This is a genomic window from Thalassospira sp. (assembly GCF_030690045.1).
GTDB lineage: Bacteria > Pseudomonadota > Alphaproteobacteria > Rhodospirillales > Thalassospiraceae > Thalassospira.
The window spans coordinates 25,238-42,033 of record NZ_JAUYHK010000003.1 but is presented as its reverse complement, the minus strand read 5'-3'; the positions used below and the strand labels follow the sequence as shown (position 1 = coordinate 42,033).

Sequence of the window (16,796 nt, the reverse complement as noted above, 5' to 3'; positions counted from 1 at the left end):
ACGGCCGACGCATCAAGGTGCAATCAGACAGATTGCAGGGAGACATTCAGGAGGAAAAGGTATTTGCGTAATTTTTGCGAAGTTCGGCCTTTTGCACCTTGCCCATCGTGTTGCGCGGCAGTTCCTTGAGGGTCCAGATGCGTTTGGGAACCTTGAATTTCGCCAGTTTGTCCTGGGTGCGTTTGATGATGGCCTCGACATCGGGCGTGCTGCCTTTGGCCGGGACAATGACAGCGGCAACTGCTTCGCCAAAATCGGGATGGGGCAGGCCAAAAACGGCGACTTCTTCCACCTCGTCATAATCGCCGATGATCTCCTCGACTTCCTTGGGATAGACGTTAAAACCGCCGGAAATGATCAGATCCTTGTCGCGCCCGACAATGGTGATATAGCCATCCTCGCCAATCGTGGCGAGATCGCCGGTGATGAAAAACCCGTCCGTGCGAAATTCCGACGCGGTTTTTTCCGGCATTTGCCAATATCCCTTGAACACATTGGGGCCGCGCACTTCCAGTACACCAATTTCGCCAGCAGGCAGGATATTGCCATCCTTGTCACAGACCCGCGCCTCGATACCGGGCAGGGTCGGGCCAACGGCACCGGGGCGGCGTTCGCCATCAAGCGGGTTGGAAGTGTTCATACAGGTTTCGGTCATGCCATAACGTTCCAGAATTTTATGGCCGGTGCGGTCGAAAAACTGATCATGGGTTTCGGCCAGAAGCGGGGCCGACCCCGATACAAACAGCCGCATATTGGCCGCCACCTCGCGGGTAAAGCCGGGATGCGCCAAAAGACGGGTGTAAAATGTCGGCACCCCCATCATGACGGTGGCGGTCGGCATGCGGGCAATGATGTCATCGGCATCAAATTTCGACAGCAACACCACCGTGCCGCCATTGACCAGCATGATATTGACCGCAACAAACAGCCCGTGCGTATGAAACAGCGGCAGGGCGTGCAACAACACATCGCCCGGTTTGAACCCCCATGCCTGATGCAGGGTCAGGGCGTTGGATGCCAGATTGCCATGGGTCAGCATCGCCCCCTTGGAACGGCCCGTTGTCCCGGATGTATAAAGAATGGCGGCAATGTCATCGCGGCTGACATCGACAATATCCTTGCGGGCGGCGGCCTTGGCGGCAAGGTCATTAAGGCTGCCGTCATGCCGGGTGCCAAGGGTCAGGACGGCATCGACCTTGCACCGACCGGCAATTTCCGTTGCCGTGGCAAGATGGGCGGGCTGACAGACAAAAACACGCGGGGCGGCATCGCCCAGAAAATAGGCGATTTCATCGCCGGTATAGGCGGTATTGAGCGGCAAATGGATGGCACCCAGTTGCAAACAGGCCAGATAAAGCGCAATCACATCGGATGATTTGTCAATCTGGGCGGCAACCCGGTCGCCTTTGACAACCCCCTGATCGGCCAGAACGGTGGCATAACGACCCACCCGGTCGATCAGACCGGCAAAGCTAAGCTCCGTACCATCCTGTTCGATCAGAAAAACCCGCGAACGGTCGGTCGGGAAACGGGTGATAAATTGGCTGTAAAGATTGTCAGACATGGTGTTGCTTTCTGTTCAGTTTCCCGCAAGCTGCAAGACAGACCGCGATGCTGCGATCTTGCCGTCATTGACCAGCGCTTCGTGATTGCGTTCAATTTCATCAAGGCGATAGGCATAATTGACCATGATACCGCCCGACTGGCGCAGGCCCTTGGTCGAAATATCGCCCAGCCAGTTCAGCCGTTCAAGCCGCGCCCCGTTGCCCAGATGGAACCGGGCGGTCGGGTCCAGCGGCGATTTGCCGCGCTGCCCCTGCGACAGGTAACGGGCGCATAATTGCATGGCCGGGCGTTTCAGGGCCTCGGTGCGTTCCGGATCATTGATCCAGTCATCATTGCTCATGGTATCAAGAACGATGGCGGCCTGATCGGCATCATCGGCCTTGCTTTTCTGGCGGGTGCGCAACCATCCCATAAAGCCGGGGATCGGCGACAGGGTGGCGAAAACCGTCAATTGCGGAAATTCGCGTTTGAGTTCCTCCACCACCTGCTTGATCAGGAAATTGCCAAACGAAATGCCTTTCAGGCCTTCCTGACAATTGCTGATCGAATAGAAAATGGCGGTGTTGGCCCTGGTTTTGGCCTCGATGTCGATTTCCGGCTCCAGCAGGGCCTGAACGCTATCGGCCAGACCATGCACTAGCGCGACCTCGACAAAAATCAGCGGATCATCGGGAATGGCCGGATGGAAAAAGGCGAAACATTTGCGGTCTTGTGCCAGACGACGGCGCAGATCATCCCATCCCTTGATTTCATGTACCGCTTCGTAACGGATCAGTTTTTCAAGAATGGCGGCCGATGTATCCCAATCAATATGGCGCAGTTCCAGAAACCCTCGGTTAAACCACGACATCAGCAAATGCTGCATGTCGGCATTGAGCGGTTCCAGATGCCGGTTGGTCTTGAGCAGGTCAATCAGCGCCTCGCGCATATCGACAATCGCCCTTGTCCCGCCCGGTGCCATATTGATCCGGCGCAGCAATTCCTGCCGTGCCGGTTCGGATGCCAGTGTCAGAACCGCAAGGTTTGCCTCGGTGGGATCGGCTTTATAGGCATCGGCGGCCTTGATCACCGCATCGCGTTTGGCGGAAAAATCATTCTGCATCATCTCGAAAAATTTCAGATGATCCGTGGCCGGCAGATTTTCCCACATGCGGACAACCTCGCGGGCCAGTGCCGTGCCACGGGCCTCGCCCTTTTGCGACACAAGGTCGCGGCACAGATTGGCAAGTGGACGATAACTGTCCTGCGGGGTTGAAAGCGGCAGGTCCAAAAGCTCCCGCCCGCGATCGGCGATGCTTGATATCCAGTTGCGAACGGAAATACGTGACATTATCTGGCTCCTCCCATCACGGTATCAGGCAGCCATGTGGCAATTTCCGGCACAAAACACAGGATCAGGATCGCCACCACCATGCACAGAACATAGGGCATCGCCCCGCGCAGGATGGTTTGCAGGCGGATGTCCGGTGCAATGCCGTTGATGACATATAAATTCAGTCCGACCGGCGGGGTGATCAGGCCGATTTCCATATTGATCGTCAGGATCACCGCAAACCAGTAAGGATCAAATCCGGCATTGATGATGACGGGCAACAGGATTGGCGCCGACATCAAAATCACGGCGACCGGCGGCAGGAAAAAGCCGGAAATCAGCAGAAAGATGTTGATGAACCCCATCAGGACCCAGCGATTGACATCCATCGCGCTGATCCATTGGGCAATCGACTGGGTGATGAACAGGGACGACAGCATATAGCTGAACAACCCGGCCGCCCCGATGATCAACAGGATCATCACCGATTCCCTGGTGGTATCGCGCATGATGTTCCACAGTTTGCCCGGTTGCCACATGCGATAAACCACAATGGCGGTCACAAGACAAAACAGCGCACCCACCCCGGCTGTTTCCGACGGGGTGGCAACCCCGCCATAAAGGGCGAACAACACGGCGGCAATGATTGCCAGGAACGGCAGGACACGCGGCAGGATTTCAAATTTTTCCTTCCACGAATATTTGACCGATGCCAGCGCCCCACCGGTGCCATCCTGCCGCCAGGTCGAATAAAGCGACCATGCCATGAACAGGGCAGTCAGCATCAGGCCGGGTAACAAACCGGCCAGAAACAGGCGACCGATCGAGGTGTCGGTGGAAATGCCATAGACAATCATGGTGACACTGGGCGGGATCAGAATGCCCAGCGTACCGCCTGCGGCGATTGACCCGGCGGCAACCGTATCGGGAAAGCCGCGTTCGCGCATCGCAGGAATACCCATCTTGCCGATGGCGGCACAGGTGGCGGGCGATGATCCCGACAGTGCCGAAAATATTGCACAGGCCCCCAGATTGGAAATCACAAGTCCGCCCGGAACCCTTGTCAGCCAGCGGTCGAGTACTGAATAAAGATCGCCCCCGGCGCGCGATGACGCCACAACGGCCCCCATCAGGATGAACATCGGGATGGCCAGAACCTCAAAACTTTCCAGCTTGCTAAACAGGATTTCGGGGACAAGCGGCAGGGCGTCCACCCCGTCAAACACGACGATAAAGCCAAGGCCGATCATCAAAAGACCAATGCCAACCGGAATGCCGGAAAACAGAACGAGGGTCGTCAGAATGCCGACAATGGCGGCGAGAAGTAACGGGTCCATAGACGTTTTCTCCTCAGACCGGGCTGTCATCGAGATGGAAGGCTTTTGTCCGTGCGGTCAAAAGGCCCAGCAAATCGGCGAAAAATTGCAGGAAAAGCAAACCGAAACCAATCGGCAGGGCGCTATAGGGTTTCCACAGCGCAACGGCCCAGATCGTTGGGGAATTCCAGCCACCGTCATAGGCCTCGATCACCATTTCGGTGCCATAAACGGTGAAAATCCCGCTGACGACCAGACCACAAATCAGGGTGGAACTGGCCAGAATCTTGCGCGGTCCGCGTTTCAGATACATCGGCAGCAGGTCCACATTGACATGCCCGCGCAGCAACTGCACATAGGACAACCCGATCAGGGTTGCGCCAATCATCAGATAAACCACGGCCTCGGTCTGCCAGACGGTAGAGGCATTGAGGATATAGCGCATGAAAACAAGCTGGCAGATGATCAGCATGGCGACAAAAAACATTGCCGCGGCCATCACACCGGAAACGCGCGAGGCCAGATGAACGGCACGGATAAAATGATCAACGCCGGTTACCGTGCGGACGACCGGGGCCGTCTGGTCCTCGTCTGAAACCGGTTCGATATCGGGCGGTGGCGGCACATAATTGCGGGATCGCCGGTCTTGCGGCGCAGTACCGGTGGCAGTGTGATTGGAAGAGCCGTTGCTCATACCCGACCTCTTGTATTCGCAGTCATCAATTTGGGGAAGGGACGGCCACGAGGCCAGATAAATCCTCGTGGCCGCATCCGGATCACTCTACAGATAGGGCAAGATCAAGCAGTTCCTGACCATTCGGCGTTTCCTTGACGAAGGCCTCGTAGGAGGTTTTTTTCGCAAGGTCCTGCCACGCGGCAAAATCCTCGTCGCTCAGATCGGCGATTTCAACACCGGCATCCTTGAAAACGGTGATGCTGGCGGTGTCCTCGGCGCGGCCTTCGGCGTCATAATAGGCGCGGGCTTTTTCGGCGGCTGCCGCCAGCGCTTCTTTCTGGGCGTCGTTCAGCTTGTCATAGGATTTTTTGGACATCAGGACCGGCTGATACATGAACCACAGGGCATTACCTGCCGCGGGGGTATAGCATTTGACCTGTTCATACAGGCGATAGGAAACAAAGCTTGATGAACTGGTATTGGTGGCATCAAGAACGCCGGTCTGCATTGCCGGATAGATTTCCGAGCTGGGCATGGCGGCAATCGATGCACCGGCACCCTGCAACATCTGTTCAAAAGACTTGCCTGCGGCGCGAATCTGAAGACCTTTGACGTCTTCTGGCCGTTTGATGCAGCCTTTGGTCGAGGCAAAACCACCGGCAAGCCAACCCTTTACAATGGTGACGACTTCATCCCCGTTCAGGATTTCCTCGATCTTGTCCATAAAGGGCGACTGGTTCAGACGGTTGGCATGGTCATGGTTTTTGACCAGGGCAGGCATCAGGGTCAGGTTGAATTGCGGATGACGGCCACCGGCATAGGCCAGCGGATAGACAATCATATCAAGCTGGCCACGGGTCATCGGGGTCCATTGTTCGTTGGCTTTGAACAGCGAACTGGACGGGAAAATCTGGATTTCCAGATCGACATTGGCGGCCTTGACTTCCTCGGCCAGAATTTCAGCGACTTTGTGACGGATGTCTGTCCCTGAAAACTGATGTGACAGTTTAAGGGTTTCGGCAGAGGCACTGCTGCCCATGCCAAAAGCGGCAATTGACATGCCAATGGCGGCGACGGACAGTTTAAGGCTGTTTTTAAAATTCTTCATCGTTTCCTCCCTGATGAAGCAGATGTTTGTATGATCTGTGGAAAGCGTCTTGGTGCGCCCGTTTTGGGTTAAATCTTCCCCACTGTTAAAAATCGTTACAGATTTCTGGCATGCTGTCTATGTGTTTTTGTATACCAAAAATGACTTGTGCGGTGCCACACGATATAATCACAGGTTTTGCGCCAAACGTTGGCATTCTGCGGTAAAAACTTTTGCAATGCAGCAGATTTTCTCTGTTTTTCGCCGTTGAAATTCTTTGCTCGGTCTTATTTTATGTGTTCTGGTATACCAGATGGCGGGCGTGACGACGGAGGAATGCGCATGGCACCGACTGGCAAACTGGCAACCGATCTGGTGCAGGCACTGGAACGCGATATTGTGACCGGGGTTCTCAAGCCCGGCGACCGTCTTGATGAACGCAGCCTGAGCGAACGTTTTGCCGTTTCCCGCACCCCGGTGCGCGAAGCCTTGCAGACCCTGGCCGGAACCGGCCTTGTCACCACGATGCCTCGGCGCGGCACCGTTGTGGCGTCAATCACCATTGCCGAACTGATCGAAATGTTTGAAGTTATGGCCGAACTGGAAGCCATGTGTGCCCGTCTGGCGGCCCGTCGGATGGCAAGGGTTGATGTTGAAAAACTGTTTGCCCTGTCGGCGGAATGTGCTGCCCTGCGCGATCATGCCAATGCCGATGGCTATTACGAGGCCAATGTGCGGTTCCACGAGGCAATTTATGCCGGATGCCGTAATGCCTATCTGGAACGTCAGACCAAGAATGTCCGCAACCGTCTGTCGCCCTATCGCCGTCTGCAATTGCATCGGCCCGGACGTGTCGAACGTTCCAGCGACGAACACGCCGATATCCTCAAGGCGATTTCAACCGGGGATGCCGTGCAGGCGGGTGATCTGATGCGCGCCCATGTCGCGGTGCAGGGCGAGGCGCTAAACGATCTGCTGGCGATTGTCCCGCGCGCCTATCTGGAACCGCTGGCAAGCTAGACGGAACAGTTTTCCTGCGCTAAAACCCGTTCATGGCAAAAAAACGTTTGGATCAGATGCTTGTTGAACGCGGATTGGTGGAAAACCGGTCCAAAGCGCAGGCATATATCATGGCCGGAAATGTGTTTTCCGGTGAAAAGCGCCTTGATAAACCGGGCATGCCGGTTGCTGAGGATGTTTCCCTGACCTTGCGCGGGCAACCGCATCCGTGGGTATCGCGCGGTGGGTTGAAACTGGAAAAGGGGCTGGTACAGTTTGGTGTCGATGTCACCGGTTTTACGGCGATTGATGTCGGTTCATCCACGGGCGGATTTACTGACGTGTTGCTGCAAAACGGGGCGGCAAAGGTGTTTGCCGTTGATGTCGGTCATGGGCAGCTGGATTGGAAATTGCGCAATGACGACCGGGTTGTTGTCATGGAAAAAACCAATGCCCGCCATCTGACCGCCGAACAAATCCCCGATACCATCGACATGGTGGTGTGCGATGCCAGTTTTATCGGCCTGCGCACCGTGCTTCCGGCCAGCCTTGATCTGGTCAAACCCGGTGGATATCTGATTGCGCTGATCAAACCGCAATTCGAGGTTGGCAAGGACCGGGTTGGCAAAAAGGGTGTGGTCCGCGAACCCGAACTGCATCAGGAAGTCTGCGATACCATTTCAGATTGGCTTGCTAATCTTCCAAACTGGCAGGTTTTGGGCATCACCGAAAGCCCGATCACCGGCCCCGAAGGCAATGTTGAATTTCTGATTGGCGGGTGCAAGGGCGGGTAAGGCGGTTTTCTTACGGCTTGCTGATGGTTTTCAAAAAATGTTCAATTCCGGCCTGTGCGCAATCCTGATCTTGTGGCGGGGTGCCGGAACTGACCCCGATGCCACCAACCACATCACCCTCAACAATCACAGGTAATCCCCCGGCAACGATGGAAAGCCGTCCGCCGACTTCGCTGTCGATGCCAAAGGCAACGCCGCCCGGCTGGGCCACGGCGGCGTATTCGTGGGTTGCCTTGCGGGCCGCCGCCGCCGTAAAGGCCTTGTCCTGTGCGATTGTCGTGCTGGTGACCTTGCCGCCATCCATGCGTTCAAAGGCAATCAACACGCCAGATTCATCGGTAATCGCGATACACATTGGCACCCCGATTTCCGTGGCGCGATGGCGTGCACCATCAATCAGGATTTTCGCATCGTCAATCGACAGGCGTTTGATTGTCAGCATCGTTTCGTTCCCTTTTCGGTGTTTGGCCGATCCTAACGGAATGGGAATGACACAGGCAATTGTCCCGCAAAGTCTTTTCGCATGGTGGAATGAAGGCGGTCAGGCACGGTGCCGGGTCAGGCCGTTTTGCTGCATGGCGGGATCAACAGCCTCGATTGCGGCAAGGGCAAGTTTGCGGATGGCCGGGCTGGCCTGATCGCGGATTTGCAGGGCGATGCTGATATCGGGCAGGGGTGGCAAGGCAGCATCCGTGATGGTCCGTAACCCGGCATGTCGGGCGGTGCAGGCTGGCATCACGCCCATCGCATGGCCCCCGGAAATTGCGGTGATGATCATGGTGTTGGCATTGCTGGAATGGCTGATTCGCACCGGGATGTAATGATCCTGCAATGTCGCAAGGCCGCTTTGCCGGATCGTGCAGCCATCATGAAAAGTCGCCAGTGGCAAGGGGCGTTGCGTGGCATCAAACCCCGATGCCGCTACCCAAACCAGCGGTTCGTTAATCACATGCAGGCAAGGCCGGTCGGGATCGGCGGTAAGAATCGCCAGATCCAGTTCGCCCTTGGCGACCTGACGGGCGAGAGTGAGACTTAACCCTGCATGACAACTGATTTCGGTATTGGGCAGTCGTTCGGCGGCAAGACGCAGGATTTCCGGGAGGAAAACGGCGGCGTAATCATCGGGCAGGCCAATGCGCAAAACCGGCGGGGCGCTGTCGATCAGATCGGCGATCATGCGGTCATTCAGGCCGATGATCCCTTGGGCATAGGATTTGACGACAAGGCCGGTGGTGGTGGGTGTGATGCGGTTACGATCCCGCGCGATCAATGGCGCGCCTACGGTGTCTTCCAGTTTTTTCATTTGCTGGCTGATGGCGGGTTGGGTGCGCAACAATAATTCGGCGGTGCGGGTGAAACTTTGGGTTTCCAGCACAGTCAAAAAAGTTCGCAACAAATCGATGTCGACATTCAAAAGTGCCATAAGCGCCCGTTATCCCGGTCATAAGTCAAAGCAATTTCACATTTTTCTGTTTTCAGGGCAATGTGCACACACCATCCAGCGCAAGGTGCCACCTTGCGTTCTTGCAGATTATCTTTATTCGAGGCCCCTGTCATGAGCAATGCCGGTTGCACCCCTGTTGCATCTTCTGCCACCCCCGCCGTTCCTTCTGCTGCGACGATTCCGGTTCTGGCGATTCTGGGGTTGGTTCTGGCGGCAGCCTGCATGGGGCTGGGGCCAATTTTTGTGCGATTGTCGGGCATTTCGGCCGATGCTTCGGCCTTTTGGCGGGTCGCCCTTTCGGCCCCGGCCTTTATGATCGCCGCCTTGATCATAACACGGCGCGATGCGCAAAAGCCGGGCCGGGATGCTGCACGCGTGCGCCGTCGTCCGGGATTGCTGATTCTGGCCGGTGTTTTGTTTGCTGCCGATCTGGTGTTTGCGCATCTGGCGATTGGCATGACGACCGTTGCCAATGCGATTTTGCTTAATAACCTTGCCCCTTTATTCGTCGGCTTGCTGGGTCTTGCCGGGTTTGCTACCCGGCCGGGAAAACGGTTCTGGATCGGGATGGCGGTAGCCTTGATTGGCGGTTATTGCCTGTTTTCCGCCAGTGCATCGGGTAGCGGATCCATGATGGGCGATATCATGGCTCTGATCGCGGCTGCATTTTACGGGGTATATTTCGTGGTGATCGCCAAATTGCGCCGCGATCATACCGCCCTTGAGATCATGCTGTGGAGTACGATTGTTACCGCCCTGTCGATTGGTCTTTTGATGCTGGTGCGCGGCGAGATTGATCTGCCGCAGGCAACAGCCGGATGGCTGGCCCTGATGGGCCTTGCCTATGTCAGTCATATTGGCGGGCAGGGCATGGTGTCGGTCTGTTTCAAGCGGGTGGACGAGGCCACCGGCTCGATGATCCTGTTGTGTCAGCCCTTTATGTCGGCGATTCTCGGTGCGGTTATTCTGGGCGAGGTTTTGAATGTCTATCACGCGCTGGGCGCTGTTTTTATCGTGATTGCCCTGTTGATCGCGACGGGAAAACGCCGCCGGTCGGTTATCTGACGATCATATACCAAAGCGACGCCAGCGGCAAAACCGTTGCAATAATGCCAAGACTGTTCCAGCGCCGCGCATCTCGACGGTAACTTGCAGGCAATTCAGCGTGGCCTTGCGCCAGGCTATCGCGGCTTTGCCGTGCCATACGCCGTTGAACCGGGATCAGGCCGACCAGCCAAATTACACCGGCCACCACAAAAAGCATGATACCAGCTTGCAAATCGGGGCGGGTCGCAAGATCAATGCCACCCAGATGCAACATGCCCATCCCGCCGATCACCAGCAATAAACTGCCGCTGGCGGTAAAGGCAAGATCGGTGACCACAACCAGACGGCAGGCATGAGCGATGATCGCCGGATTGCCGGTTCGATCCGCAAGGCTTTTCCACAGGGCAGTGACCACGATATTGCCCATGAATAAGACAACACCCAGCAGATGAACAAATTTCAGGGTGGCGAAATCCATATTTAAATTCCTTATGCACTTGGGGCGGTCAAATCTTCGGACAGTAGGCCCAGAATGAAGGCCTCGATATCCTGATCGGCGGGCGGCACGATCATACCGTCAATCAACAGGGTGGCGATGCCGTGCGCCCGGCTCCAGGCGGCAAGGGCGCGATTATAGGCGGTGGCGGCTTCGGTTAGGGTCATGTCGGCCCGGCGGTCAATCGCGGTGACGGCGCGTTGCAGCACGTCAAAGGCATTATCCGCGGCCTCGCGCAGGTCGGGATATTGATCCAGCGGCGGGCGTTCGCGTCCGAAAATCAGGCGAAAATGCTGCGGATGATCAAGGGCAAAGCCGACATAGGCAGCGCCCAGCGCCATGACACGATCCCGATGATCGGCATGCTGGCTTGCGACCTGTTGCAGGCGGTCGGCAAAGCGGTCAAAGGCGGCAATCGCCACTGCCGCCAAAATGCCATCCTTTCCGTCAAAATGCCGATAGGGGGCGGCTTCGGATATGCCGGTTAACCGCGCCAGCCGCCTTAATGTCAGGCCGCCGGGGCCTTCCTGATGCAGGATGGTTTCGGCCTGTTGCAACAAAGTGTTGCGCACATCGCCATGATGATAATTACTCACTTGCCCATTTCCGTCTTTTTATATGTTAATGATGTTAACATATAAGTTTGTATCCAAAGGTCAAGACAAAAAGCCGGACCGTGTGGGGGCACGGTCCGGGTAAGGTGCAGGGGTCGAGGGATGAAAAGATGTCGGCAAAAGGCCGGGGGATGTGCCTTTTGCCGACAGATGAGGCGTTGTTCAGCCCGTGGGGGACGGGTTGTCTGACGCCGGAAATGTGGCAGGGGCCGGTGGGGGTGCCGGGGCAGAGTTTGTTGACGTGTCTGGTGTTGAGACGGGTGTCGGTATGGCAGGATCGTCTGCTGTTGTTGTCGCTGCTGTATCCGGGATCTGGGGTGTTGGTACATCATCTCCAGTTGATGGTGTAGGCGTCGTCGGAATCGGTGTTTCTTCGGGTACGGTTTTGGGGGGCGGTGTCGGGTTTGGCAGGGGGGCCGGTGGTGGAGCTGGCGTTGCGGTTGCAGGCTGCACCGGCGGGGTGGCGCTGGGAACGGCGACTGGTGGGGCGGACTTGGGCCGGTCGGGCTGAATCAGGAACCGCCCATCAAGGGCATCCAGCCCCAGCAAAAGCGGTTGTTCGATCTCGGCAAGCGTCATCAGGCCGAGATCAACCGGGCAAGAGACTCCCTTGATCATCAATTCTGTGCGGACAACCGGCGTACGGGTCGTTCCCTTGGTCGATTGCTGGGTGCGGAAATAGACAATAGGGGCGGTCAGGGTCCACGTCACCCGGCGCGCCATCAGGGGGCCATCCGGGGCGCATGGCGTATTGACCGCCAAGGTAAAGGTTGCGGTTTCGCCACTGACGGCTTGCGTGTCGGTCGTAGCGGTATCGGCGCTGCTGTTGTCGGTTGCCGGTTTGTCATCCTGTGGCGTGGAGATGCTCAGATCGCTTACAAACAGGCAGCTTTGCGGAGCTCCGCCCAAAATCATCGCAGGCAAGGCCGTGATGCCCCAGCCAGGGATATCGGCCGGTTCATCGGGATAAAGAATGGTGCGTTCGCCAGTGTCAGCCGCCATCTTCGCCGGATCTGCCATTTTGGCAGGGCCGGTTGGATTGGATGAAGCGAGCAGCAGCAGGGCTCTGTACAATGTCGGGTTCATGCCCATAAGACGGGCAGGGCAGGCGCATGTGACGTAAAAATCGCAAAATGATCGGCGATAAACCTATGTCTTGTTCCAGCCTTCGCATTGGGCGCGATGGCGCAACAGATGGTCGGCCAGAACGATGGCAGCCATTGCCTCGCCAACCGGAACCGCCCGAATGCCAACGCAGGGGTCGTGACGGCCCTTGGTAACGACATCGACATCCTTGCCGGAAATATCGACACTTTTGCGTGGGGTGAGGATGGAACTGGTCGGTTTGACCGCAAAGCGGATCACCACATCCTGCCCCGATGAAATCCCGCCCAGAATGCCCCCGGCATGGTTGGATGAAAAGACCGGTTTGCCATCGGAACCCATGCGCATTTCATCGGCATTTTCAATACCGGTAAGTTCGGCGGCCTCAAAACCATTGCCGATTTCAACACCCTTGACGGCATTGATCGTCATCATCGCCTTGGCCAGATCCGCATCCAGTTTGTCATAAATTGGGTCGCCAAGGCCCACCGGCACGCCGGAACAAATAACTTCGATCACGGCGCCAACGCTGGACCCTTCCTTGCGCAGGCCGTCCAGATAATCTTCAAATACCGGAACCGCCGTCGCATCGGGAGTAAAGAACGGGTTGTTGTCGATTTCGTTCCAGTCCCAGTTGGCGCGATTGATTTCTTTGGTGCCCATTTTAACCAAGGCCCCACGGATTTTGATGTCGTCGCCCAAAACCTTGCGTGCTACCGCACCAGCGGCGACCCGCATCGCCGTTTCGCGGGCCGAAGACCGCCCGCCGCCGCGATAATCACGAATGCCATATTTTTCCCAATAGGTGTAATCGGCATGACCTGGGCGAAACTGGTTTTTGATTTCACCGTAATCCTTGGATCGTTGATCGACATTTTCGATCAAAAGCCCAATCGGGGTGCCGGTGGTTTTGCCTTCAAAAACGCCGGACAGGATTTTAACCTCGTCGGGTTCGCGGCGCTGGGTGGTAAAGCGCGACTGGCCGGGTTTGCGTTTTTCCAGATATTGCTGGATATCGGCCTCGGACAAATCCAGACGCGGCGGCACACCATCCACTACACAGCCAATTGCCGGGCCGTGGCTTTCGCCAAAGGTGGTGAAGCGAAAGAGCGTCCCGAAACTGTTACCGGCCATGACCAAAATCCAGAAAAGATATCAGATAAAAAGGCGATCGGGCCGCCCACCGGCAGCCCGGATCGAAGCAGACGCGCATTATTCTTTTTGCACGTTGATGTCAGGGGCATCTACCTGTTTCATGCCGACAGTGTGATAACCGCAATCGACATGATGGGTTTCGCCGGTAACACCGGTGGACAGTTCGGACAGGAAATACAGGCCCGAACCGCCCAGATCATCCATCGATACGTTGCGACGCATCGGTGAATTATATTCGTTCCATTTCAGGATATAGCGGAAATCGCCAATGCCCGACGCCGCAAGGGTGCGGACCGGACCGGCCGAAATCGCATTGACGCGAATCCCGTCAGGACCAAGGTCATTGGCCAGATATTTGACGCTGGCCTCAAGGGCGGCCTTGGCGACCCCCATGACATTGTAATGCGGCATGACTTTTTCCGCCCCGTAATAGGACAGGGTCAAAAGCGAACCGCCTTCGGTCATCAGTTTTTCCGCCCGTTGGCAAATCGCGGTGAAGGAATAAACCGAAATGCTCATGGAGCGGGCAAAATTTTCGGCCGACGTATCGACATAACGGCCTTTAAGCTCGTTTTTGTCGGAATAGGCAATGGCATGGACGACGAAATCCAGCTTGCCCCATTTTTCCTTCAGGGTATCGAAAACCGCATCCATGCTGTCGGTGTCGGTGACGTCGCACGGCAACAAAATATTGCTGCCGACACTTTCGGCCAGCGGCCGGACACGTTTTTCAAGTGCTTCGCCCTGATAGGTAAAGGCAAGTTCGGCACCGGCCATTCCGCACGCACGGGCAATCGCCCAGGCAATTGATTTATCATTTGCGACGCCCATGATCAGGCCCCGCTTACCGGCCATCAGGCCCGAAATATGTTCGGCGGACAGGCTCATATTCCCTCTCGTTCCCGCAATCTCTCTGCTGCGATGGACAATTCCCGGTCAAGGTTGATCCGGCGCAGTCGGTTTTTTACATTGGCGCATCCTACACAAAGCCGGGCGAAGGTCAATCTGGCCTGTTTTATCTGTGCAAGGCGCGTTACTCTGGAGTTTGCCTCCAACGGTGGAAAACCAGTATAGCGGGAAAATGCCCAAGGATAAGAGTTTAATGGTGAAATGGCGGAAATTGCTGGATGACCGGACTGGTTTCTGGCGGTATGCCCTGCTGCGCTTTACCCATGACAATTTGTTCCAGCGCGCCGGGGCCCTGTCTTATACGACCCTTCTGGCGATTGTGCCTTTTTTGGCGATTGCCCTGACGGTGTTGTCGGCCTTTCCAGTGTTTGATCAGTGGAAAGATCAGATCATGAGGCTGGCCTTTGACAATTTCCTGCCTGCAACCGGGCAACAGGTGACGGAATATCTGGCAGGGTTTCTGGCCAATACCGGGGAAATGACGGCAATCGGCACGATTGTTTTGGGGGTAACGGCGGTGATGTTGCTGGGCTCCATCGAAACCGTGATGAATGATGTTTTTCGGGTGACAACGCCACGCAAATTGCTGTCACGGGTGCTGGTGTTCTGGACGCTGATTACGGTTGGACCGCTTTTGCTGGGACTTAGCCTGTCGCTGGCGTCTTATCTTTTTGCCATGCGGTATTGGCTGGGTGGTGACGAAGTGGGGCAACAGATTGGTAATCTGACCTTGCTGGCCCCGTTTGTGCTGTCGGCATTTGCGTTTTCACTGTTGTTTATCGGTATGCCCAATCGCGCCATCGATTGGAAGGACGGCATTGTCGGTGGTGTGGTTGCCGCCATTCTGTTTGAAGGCCTGAAAAAGGGATTTGGCTATTACGTTATCACTTTTCCGACCTATCAGACGATTTATGGGGCGGTAGCGGTGGTGCCGATTTTCCTGTTGTGGGTATATCTGACCTGGCTTGTGATTTTGCTGGGTGCGCAAGTGGCTGCCGCCCGGTCTGAATGGCGGGCGGCGCGGGCGGCGGGCTTGATCCCCGATCCGCGCAGCACGGTGCCGGGGCATGTGGAACGGCTGATTGCAGTGTTGCGGGTTCTGGAATATCTGCGCAACCGGTTCCGCAATGCCGCCACCCCGCCCAGTTATCGCAATCTGCTAAGGGATTTAAAGCTGAGTGCGCGGGATTTGAACTGGGCGCTGGCGGTTCTGCGGCGGGAAAAACTGATTGATCGCAGTGAACAGCATCGCTGGTTACTGTCAGGTGATCTGACGCGGATTACGCTGGCCGAACTCATGGCGCGTATTGGTATGTTCATGGATCATGATCGCCTGTTGCTGGCGGGGGCCGATGGTGGGTGGCCGTCGGTGGTGCGCAAACGTTTGATTGAATTAAAGAAAAAACGGCAATCGGTTTTGAAAATCCCCGTGGCAGATTTACTCGACTTGCCAAAATCAGAAGACCGCGTGCCAGAACCGGTTAAAGCGACGGAGCCAGAGCAAAACAACAACGATGCGGTTCCTGCCGATATGGCGCAACAGGCCGAATGATTCGGTTCAATGCCCCCGTTTGTCGTATTTTTCCACCAGCAGGGCTGTTGCAAATCCCAGCCCGCCGAAAATCGCAAGACTGAATGTCACTGCCATAAACAGATCAAAGGCAGGCATGACTGACTTGGTGCCGCCATCTGGCAACATGGTGTGCATGAATAATGCAGCCGCCCACAAAATGGTCGCAGCACCAAATCCTGTTGCCGTCAGGACAAGGCGAATTCGGGTGTTCTGGGTCATGGCTGTTGGCTCTGTGCCGGGTTGCGTTCGACCGAGCCATCGTGATGCAGGGCAACAATGCCCTGTCCGTCAGGGTCAAGGGCAAGCGCAATGACATCGCCGGGTTTTTTGCGCAACAGATGAATGGTGTCCGATGCCGGAATCGAGCCAATCAGGCTGTATCCTGCCACCTGTGCGACCCGGCAATCCCGAAGGCCTGTGGGCACGCGCAGGGTGTCTTGCAAACCGTTGGTATCGGCAACCAGTTCACGCCGAACGTCAAATCCCTCGGCTTGCAAGCCGCTGATCCAGTTTTCGTCCGGAGTACAGTCGTCGGTTTCATAGAGGATGATTTTCGGCTGTGCCGTTGCGACAAAAGCCGCAAAGGCAGCCCCGGCCAGGGCGATGGTGACGGGTAAAAGGGCAAGGGGGCGCATGATCCGACATCCGGTATTTTCAGGGAAACCATAGAACCAAGGTTTCCCCGAAAATGCCATTTGATGTCT

18 protein-coding genes are annotated in these 16,796 nt (G+C 56.2%); 4 read left to right on the top strand and 14 right to left on the bottom strand.

Features of this window, described 5'->3' with window-relative positions; translation table 11 throughout:
- Window positions 1–46 precede the first annotated feature (46 nt).
- From Q8O73_RS01830 to dctP, 5 genes are all read right to left on the bottom strand, one after another.
- Window positions 47–1,564: a malonyl-CoA synthase gene (locus Q8O73_RS01830; RefSeq protein ID WP_305554049.1), complete on the bottom strand. Its 1,518-nt coding sequence runs from the start codon at window positions 1,562–1,564 to the stop codon at window positions 47–49.
- A gap of 15 nt (window positions 1,565–1,579) precedes the next feature.
- Window positions 1,580–2,896, bottom strand: a complete 1,317-nt coding sequence (locus tag Q8O73_RS01825) for a malonyl-CoA decarboxylase (RefSeq protein ID WP_305554046.1) — start codon at window positions 2,894–2,896, stop codon at window positions 1,580–1,582.
- Window positions 2,896–4,215 (bottom strand): TRAP transporter large permease, encoded by a 1,320-nt coding sequence (locus Q8O73_RS01820; protein WP_305554043.1) that lies wholly within the window; start codon window positions 4,213–4,215, stop codon window positions 2,896–2,898. Before Q8O73_RS01820 ends, Q8O73_RS01825 begins: the two co-directional genes overlap by 1 nt.
- Window positions 4,216–4,228: 13 nt before the next feature.
- Complete coding sequence (locus Q8O73_RS01815; protein WP_305554040.1) at window positions 4,229–4,888, bottom strand: TRAP transporter small permease; 660 nt, start codon at window positions 4,886–4,888, stop codon at window positions 4,229–4,231.
- An 82-nt stretch (window positions 4,889–4,970) separates the two neighbouring features.
- Window positions 4,971–5,978: a TRAP transporter substrate-binding protein DctP gene (dctP, locus tag Q8O73_RS01810; RefSeq protein WP_305554037.1), complete on the bottom strand. Its 1,008-nt coding sequence runs from the start codon at window positions 5,976–5,978 to the stop codon at window positions 4,971–4,973.
- 321 nt (window positions 5,979–6,299) lie between these two features.
- On the opposite strand from dctP, the gene Q8O73_RS01805 reads away from it, so the two are divergent.
- A complete protein-coding gene (locus tag Q8O73_RS01805) occupies window positions 6,300–6,977 on the top strand; it encodes a GntR family transcriptional regulator (protein WP_305554034.1) in 678 nt (225 codons plus the stop codon).
- A 32-nt stretch (window positions 6,978–7,009) separates the two neighbouring features.
- Window positions 7,010–7,750 carry a TlyA family RNA methyltransferase gene (locus Q8O73_RS01800; RefSeq protein WP_305554031.1) on the top strand — a complete coding sequence of 247 codons (741 nt, stop codon included), beginning with the start codon at window positions 7,010–7,012 and terminating at the stop codon, window positions 7,748–7,750.
- A 10-nt stretch (window positions 7,751–7,760) separates the two neighbouring features.
- Here the strand turns inward: Q8O73_RS01800 and Q8O73_RS01795 are convergent, their stop codons facing one another.
- Window positions 7,761–8,192, bottom strand: a complete 432-nt coding sequence (locus tag Q8O73_RS01795; protein ID WP_305554028.1) for a heme-binding protein — start codon at window positions 8,190–8,192, stop codon at window positions 7,761–7,763.
- Between the two features lie 99 nt (window positions 8,193–8,291).
- Entirely contained in the window at window positions 8,292–9,173 is an 882-nt protein-coding gene (locus tag Q8O73_RS01790; protein ID WP_305554025.1) for a LysR family transcriptional regulator, read from the bottom strand.
- 132 nt (window positions 9,174–9,305) lie between these two features.
- Between Q8O73_RS01790 and Q8O73_RS01785 the strand changes: the two genes are divergently transcribed.
- On the top strand, window positions 9,306–10,259 hold the full coding sequence (locus Q8O73_RS01785; RefSeq protein WP_305554022.1) for a DMT family transporter: 954 nt from the start codon (window positions 9,306–9,308) through the stop codon (window positions 10,257–10,259).
- Here the strand turns inward: Q8O73_RS01785 and Q8O73_RS01780 are convergent.
- The 5 genes from Q8O73_RS01780 to fabI form a co-directional block, all read right to left on the bottom strand.
- Window positions 10,252–10,719, bottom strand: coding sequence for a DUF2269 family protein (locus Q8O73_RS01780; RefSeq protein ID WP_305554019.1), 468 nt, complete (start codon window positions 10,717–10,719; stop codon window positions 10,252–10,254). The two genes, Q8O73_RS01785 and Q8O73_RS01780, sit on opposite strands and share 8 nt — an antisense overlap.
- Window positions 10,720–10,730: 11 nt before the next feature.
- On the bottom strand, window positions 10,731–11,333 hold the full coding sequence (locus Q8O73_RS01775; RefSeq protein WP_305554016.1) for a TetR/AcrR family transcriptional regulator: 603 nt from the start codon (window positions 11,331–11,333) through the stop codon (window positions 10,731–10,733).
- Between the two features lie 180 nt (window positions 11,334–11,513).
- Window positions 11,514–12,353 (bottom strand): hypothetical protein, encoded by an 840-nt coding sequence (locus Q8O73_RS01770; RefSeq protein ID WP_305554013.1) that lies wholly within the window; start codon window positions 12,351–12,353, stop codon window positions 11,514–11,516.
- A 147-nt stretch (window positions 12,354–12,500) separates the two neighbouring features.
- Entirely contained in the window at window positions 12,501–13,589 is a 1,089-nt protein-coding gene (aroC, locus tag Q8O73_RS01765; RefSeq protein WP_305554010.1) for a chorismate synthase, read from the bottom strand.
- Between the two features lie 78 nt (window positions 13,590–13,667).
- Window positions 13,668–14,498: an enoyl-ACP reductase FabI gene (gene fabI / locus Q8O73_RS01760; RefSeq protein WP_305554007.1), complete on the bottom strand. Its 831-nt coding sequence runs from the start codon at window positions 14,496–14,498 to the stop codon at window positions 13,668–13,670.
- A gap of 214 nt (window positions 14,499–14,712) precedes the next feature.
- Between fabI and Q8O73_RS01755 the strand changes: the two genes are divergently transcribed.
- Window positions 14,713–16,071 carry a YihY family inner membrane protein gene (locus Q8O73_RS01755; RefSeq protein WP_305554004.1) on the top strand — a complete coding sequence of 453 codons (1,359 nt, stop codon included), beginning with the start codon at window positions 14,713–14,715 and terminating at the stop codon, window positions 16,069–16,071.
- Between the two features lie 6 nt (window positions 16,072–16,077).
- Here Q8O73_RS01755 and Q8O73_RS01750 read toward each other — a convergent pair whose 3' ends face one another.
- On the bottom strand, window positions 16,078–16,311 hold the full coding sequence (locus Q8O73_RS01750; RefSeq protein WP_305554001.1) for a hypothetical protein: 234 nt from the start codon (window positions 16,309–16,311) through the stop codon (window positions 16,078–16,080).
- Window positions 16,308–16,727, bottom strand: coding sequence for a DUF411 domain-containing protein (locus Q8O73_RS01745; RefSeq protein ID WP_305553999.1), 420 nt, complete (start codon window positions 16,725–16,727; stop codon window positions 16,308–16,310). Before Q8O73_RS01745 ends, Q8O73_RS01750 begins: the two co-directional genes overlap by 4 nt.
- Between the last annotated feature and the right edge of the window lie 69 nt (window positions 16,728–16,796).

Coding starts and splice junctions, on each gene's coding strand:
- Q8O73_RS01830 (WP_305554049.1), bottom strand. CDS start 1,564: ATGTCTGACAATCTTTACAGCCAATTTATCACCCGTTTCCCGACCGAC.
- Q8O73_RS01825 (WP_305554046.1), bottom strand. CDS start 2,896: ATGTCACGTATTTCCGTTCGCAACTGGATATCAAGCATCGCCGATCGC.
- Q8O73_RS01820 (WP_305554043.1), bottom strand. CDS start 4,215: ATGGACCCGTTACTTCTCGCCGCCATTGTCGGCATTCTGACGACCCTC.
- Q8O73_RS01815 (WP_305554040.1), bottom strand. CDS start 4,888: ATGAGCAACGGCTCTTCCAATCACACTGCCACCGGTACTGCGCCGCAA.
- dctP (WP_305554037.1), bottom strand. CDS start 5,978: ATGAAGAATTTTAAAAACAGCCTTAAACTGTCCGTCGCCGCCATTGGC.
- Q8O73_RS01805 (WP_305554034.1), top strand. CDS start 6,300: ATGGCACCGACTGGCAAACTGGCAACCGATCTGGTGCAGGCACTGGAA.
- Q8O73_RS01800 (WP_305554031.1), top strand. CDS start 7,010: ATGGCAAAAAAACGTTTGGATCAGATGCTTGTTGAACGCGGATTGGTG.
- Q8O73_RS01795 (WP_305554028.1), bottom strand. CDS start 8,192: ATGCTGACAATCAAACGCCTGTCGATTGACGATGCGAAAATCCTGATT.
- Q8O73_RS01790 (WP_305554025.1), bottom strand. CDS start 9,173: ATGGCACTTTTGAATGTCGACATCGATTTGTTGCGAACTTTTTTGACT.
- Q8O73_RS01785 (WP_305554022.1), top strand. CDS start 9,306: ATGAGCAATGCCGGTTGCACCCCTGTTGCATCTTCTGCCACCCCCGCC.
- Q8O73_RS01780 (WP_305554019.1), bottom strand. CDS start 10,719: ATGGATTTCGCCACCCTGAAATTTGTTCATCTGCTGGGTGTTGTCTTA.
- Q8O73_RS01770 (WP_305554013.1), bottom strand. CDS start 12,353: ATGGCGGCTGACACTGGCGAACGCACCATTCTTTATCCCGATGAACCG.
- aroC (WP_305554010.1), bottom strand. CDS start 13,589: ATGGCCGGTAACAGTTTCGGGACGCTCTTTCGCTTCACCACCTTTGGC.
- fabI (WP_305554007.1), bottom strand. CDS start 14,498: ATGAGCCTGTCCGCCGAACATATTTCGGGCCTGATGGCCGGTAAGCGG.
- Q8O73_RS01755 (WP_305554004.1), top strand. CDS start 14,713: ATGGTGAAATGGCGGAAATTGCTGGATGACCGGACTGGTTTCTGGCGG.
- Q8O73_RS01750 (WP_305554001.1), bottom strand. CDS start 16,311: ATGACCCAGAACACCCGAATTCGCCTTGTCCTGACGGCAACAGGATTT.
- Q8O73_RS01745 (WP_305553999.1), bottom strand. CDS start 16,727: ATGCGCCCCCTTGCCCTTTTACCCGTCACCATCGCCCTGGCCGGGGCT.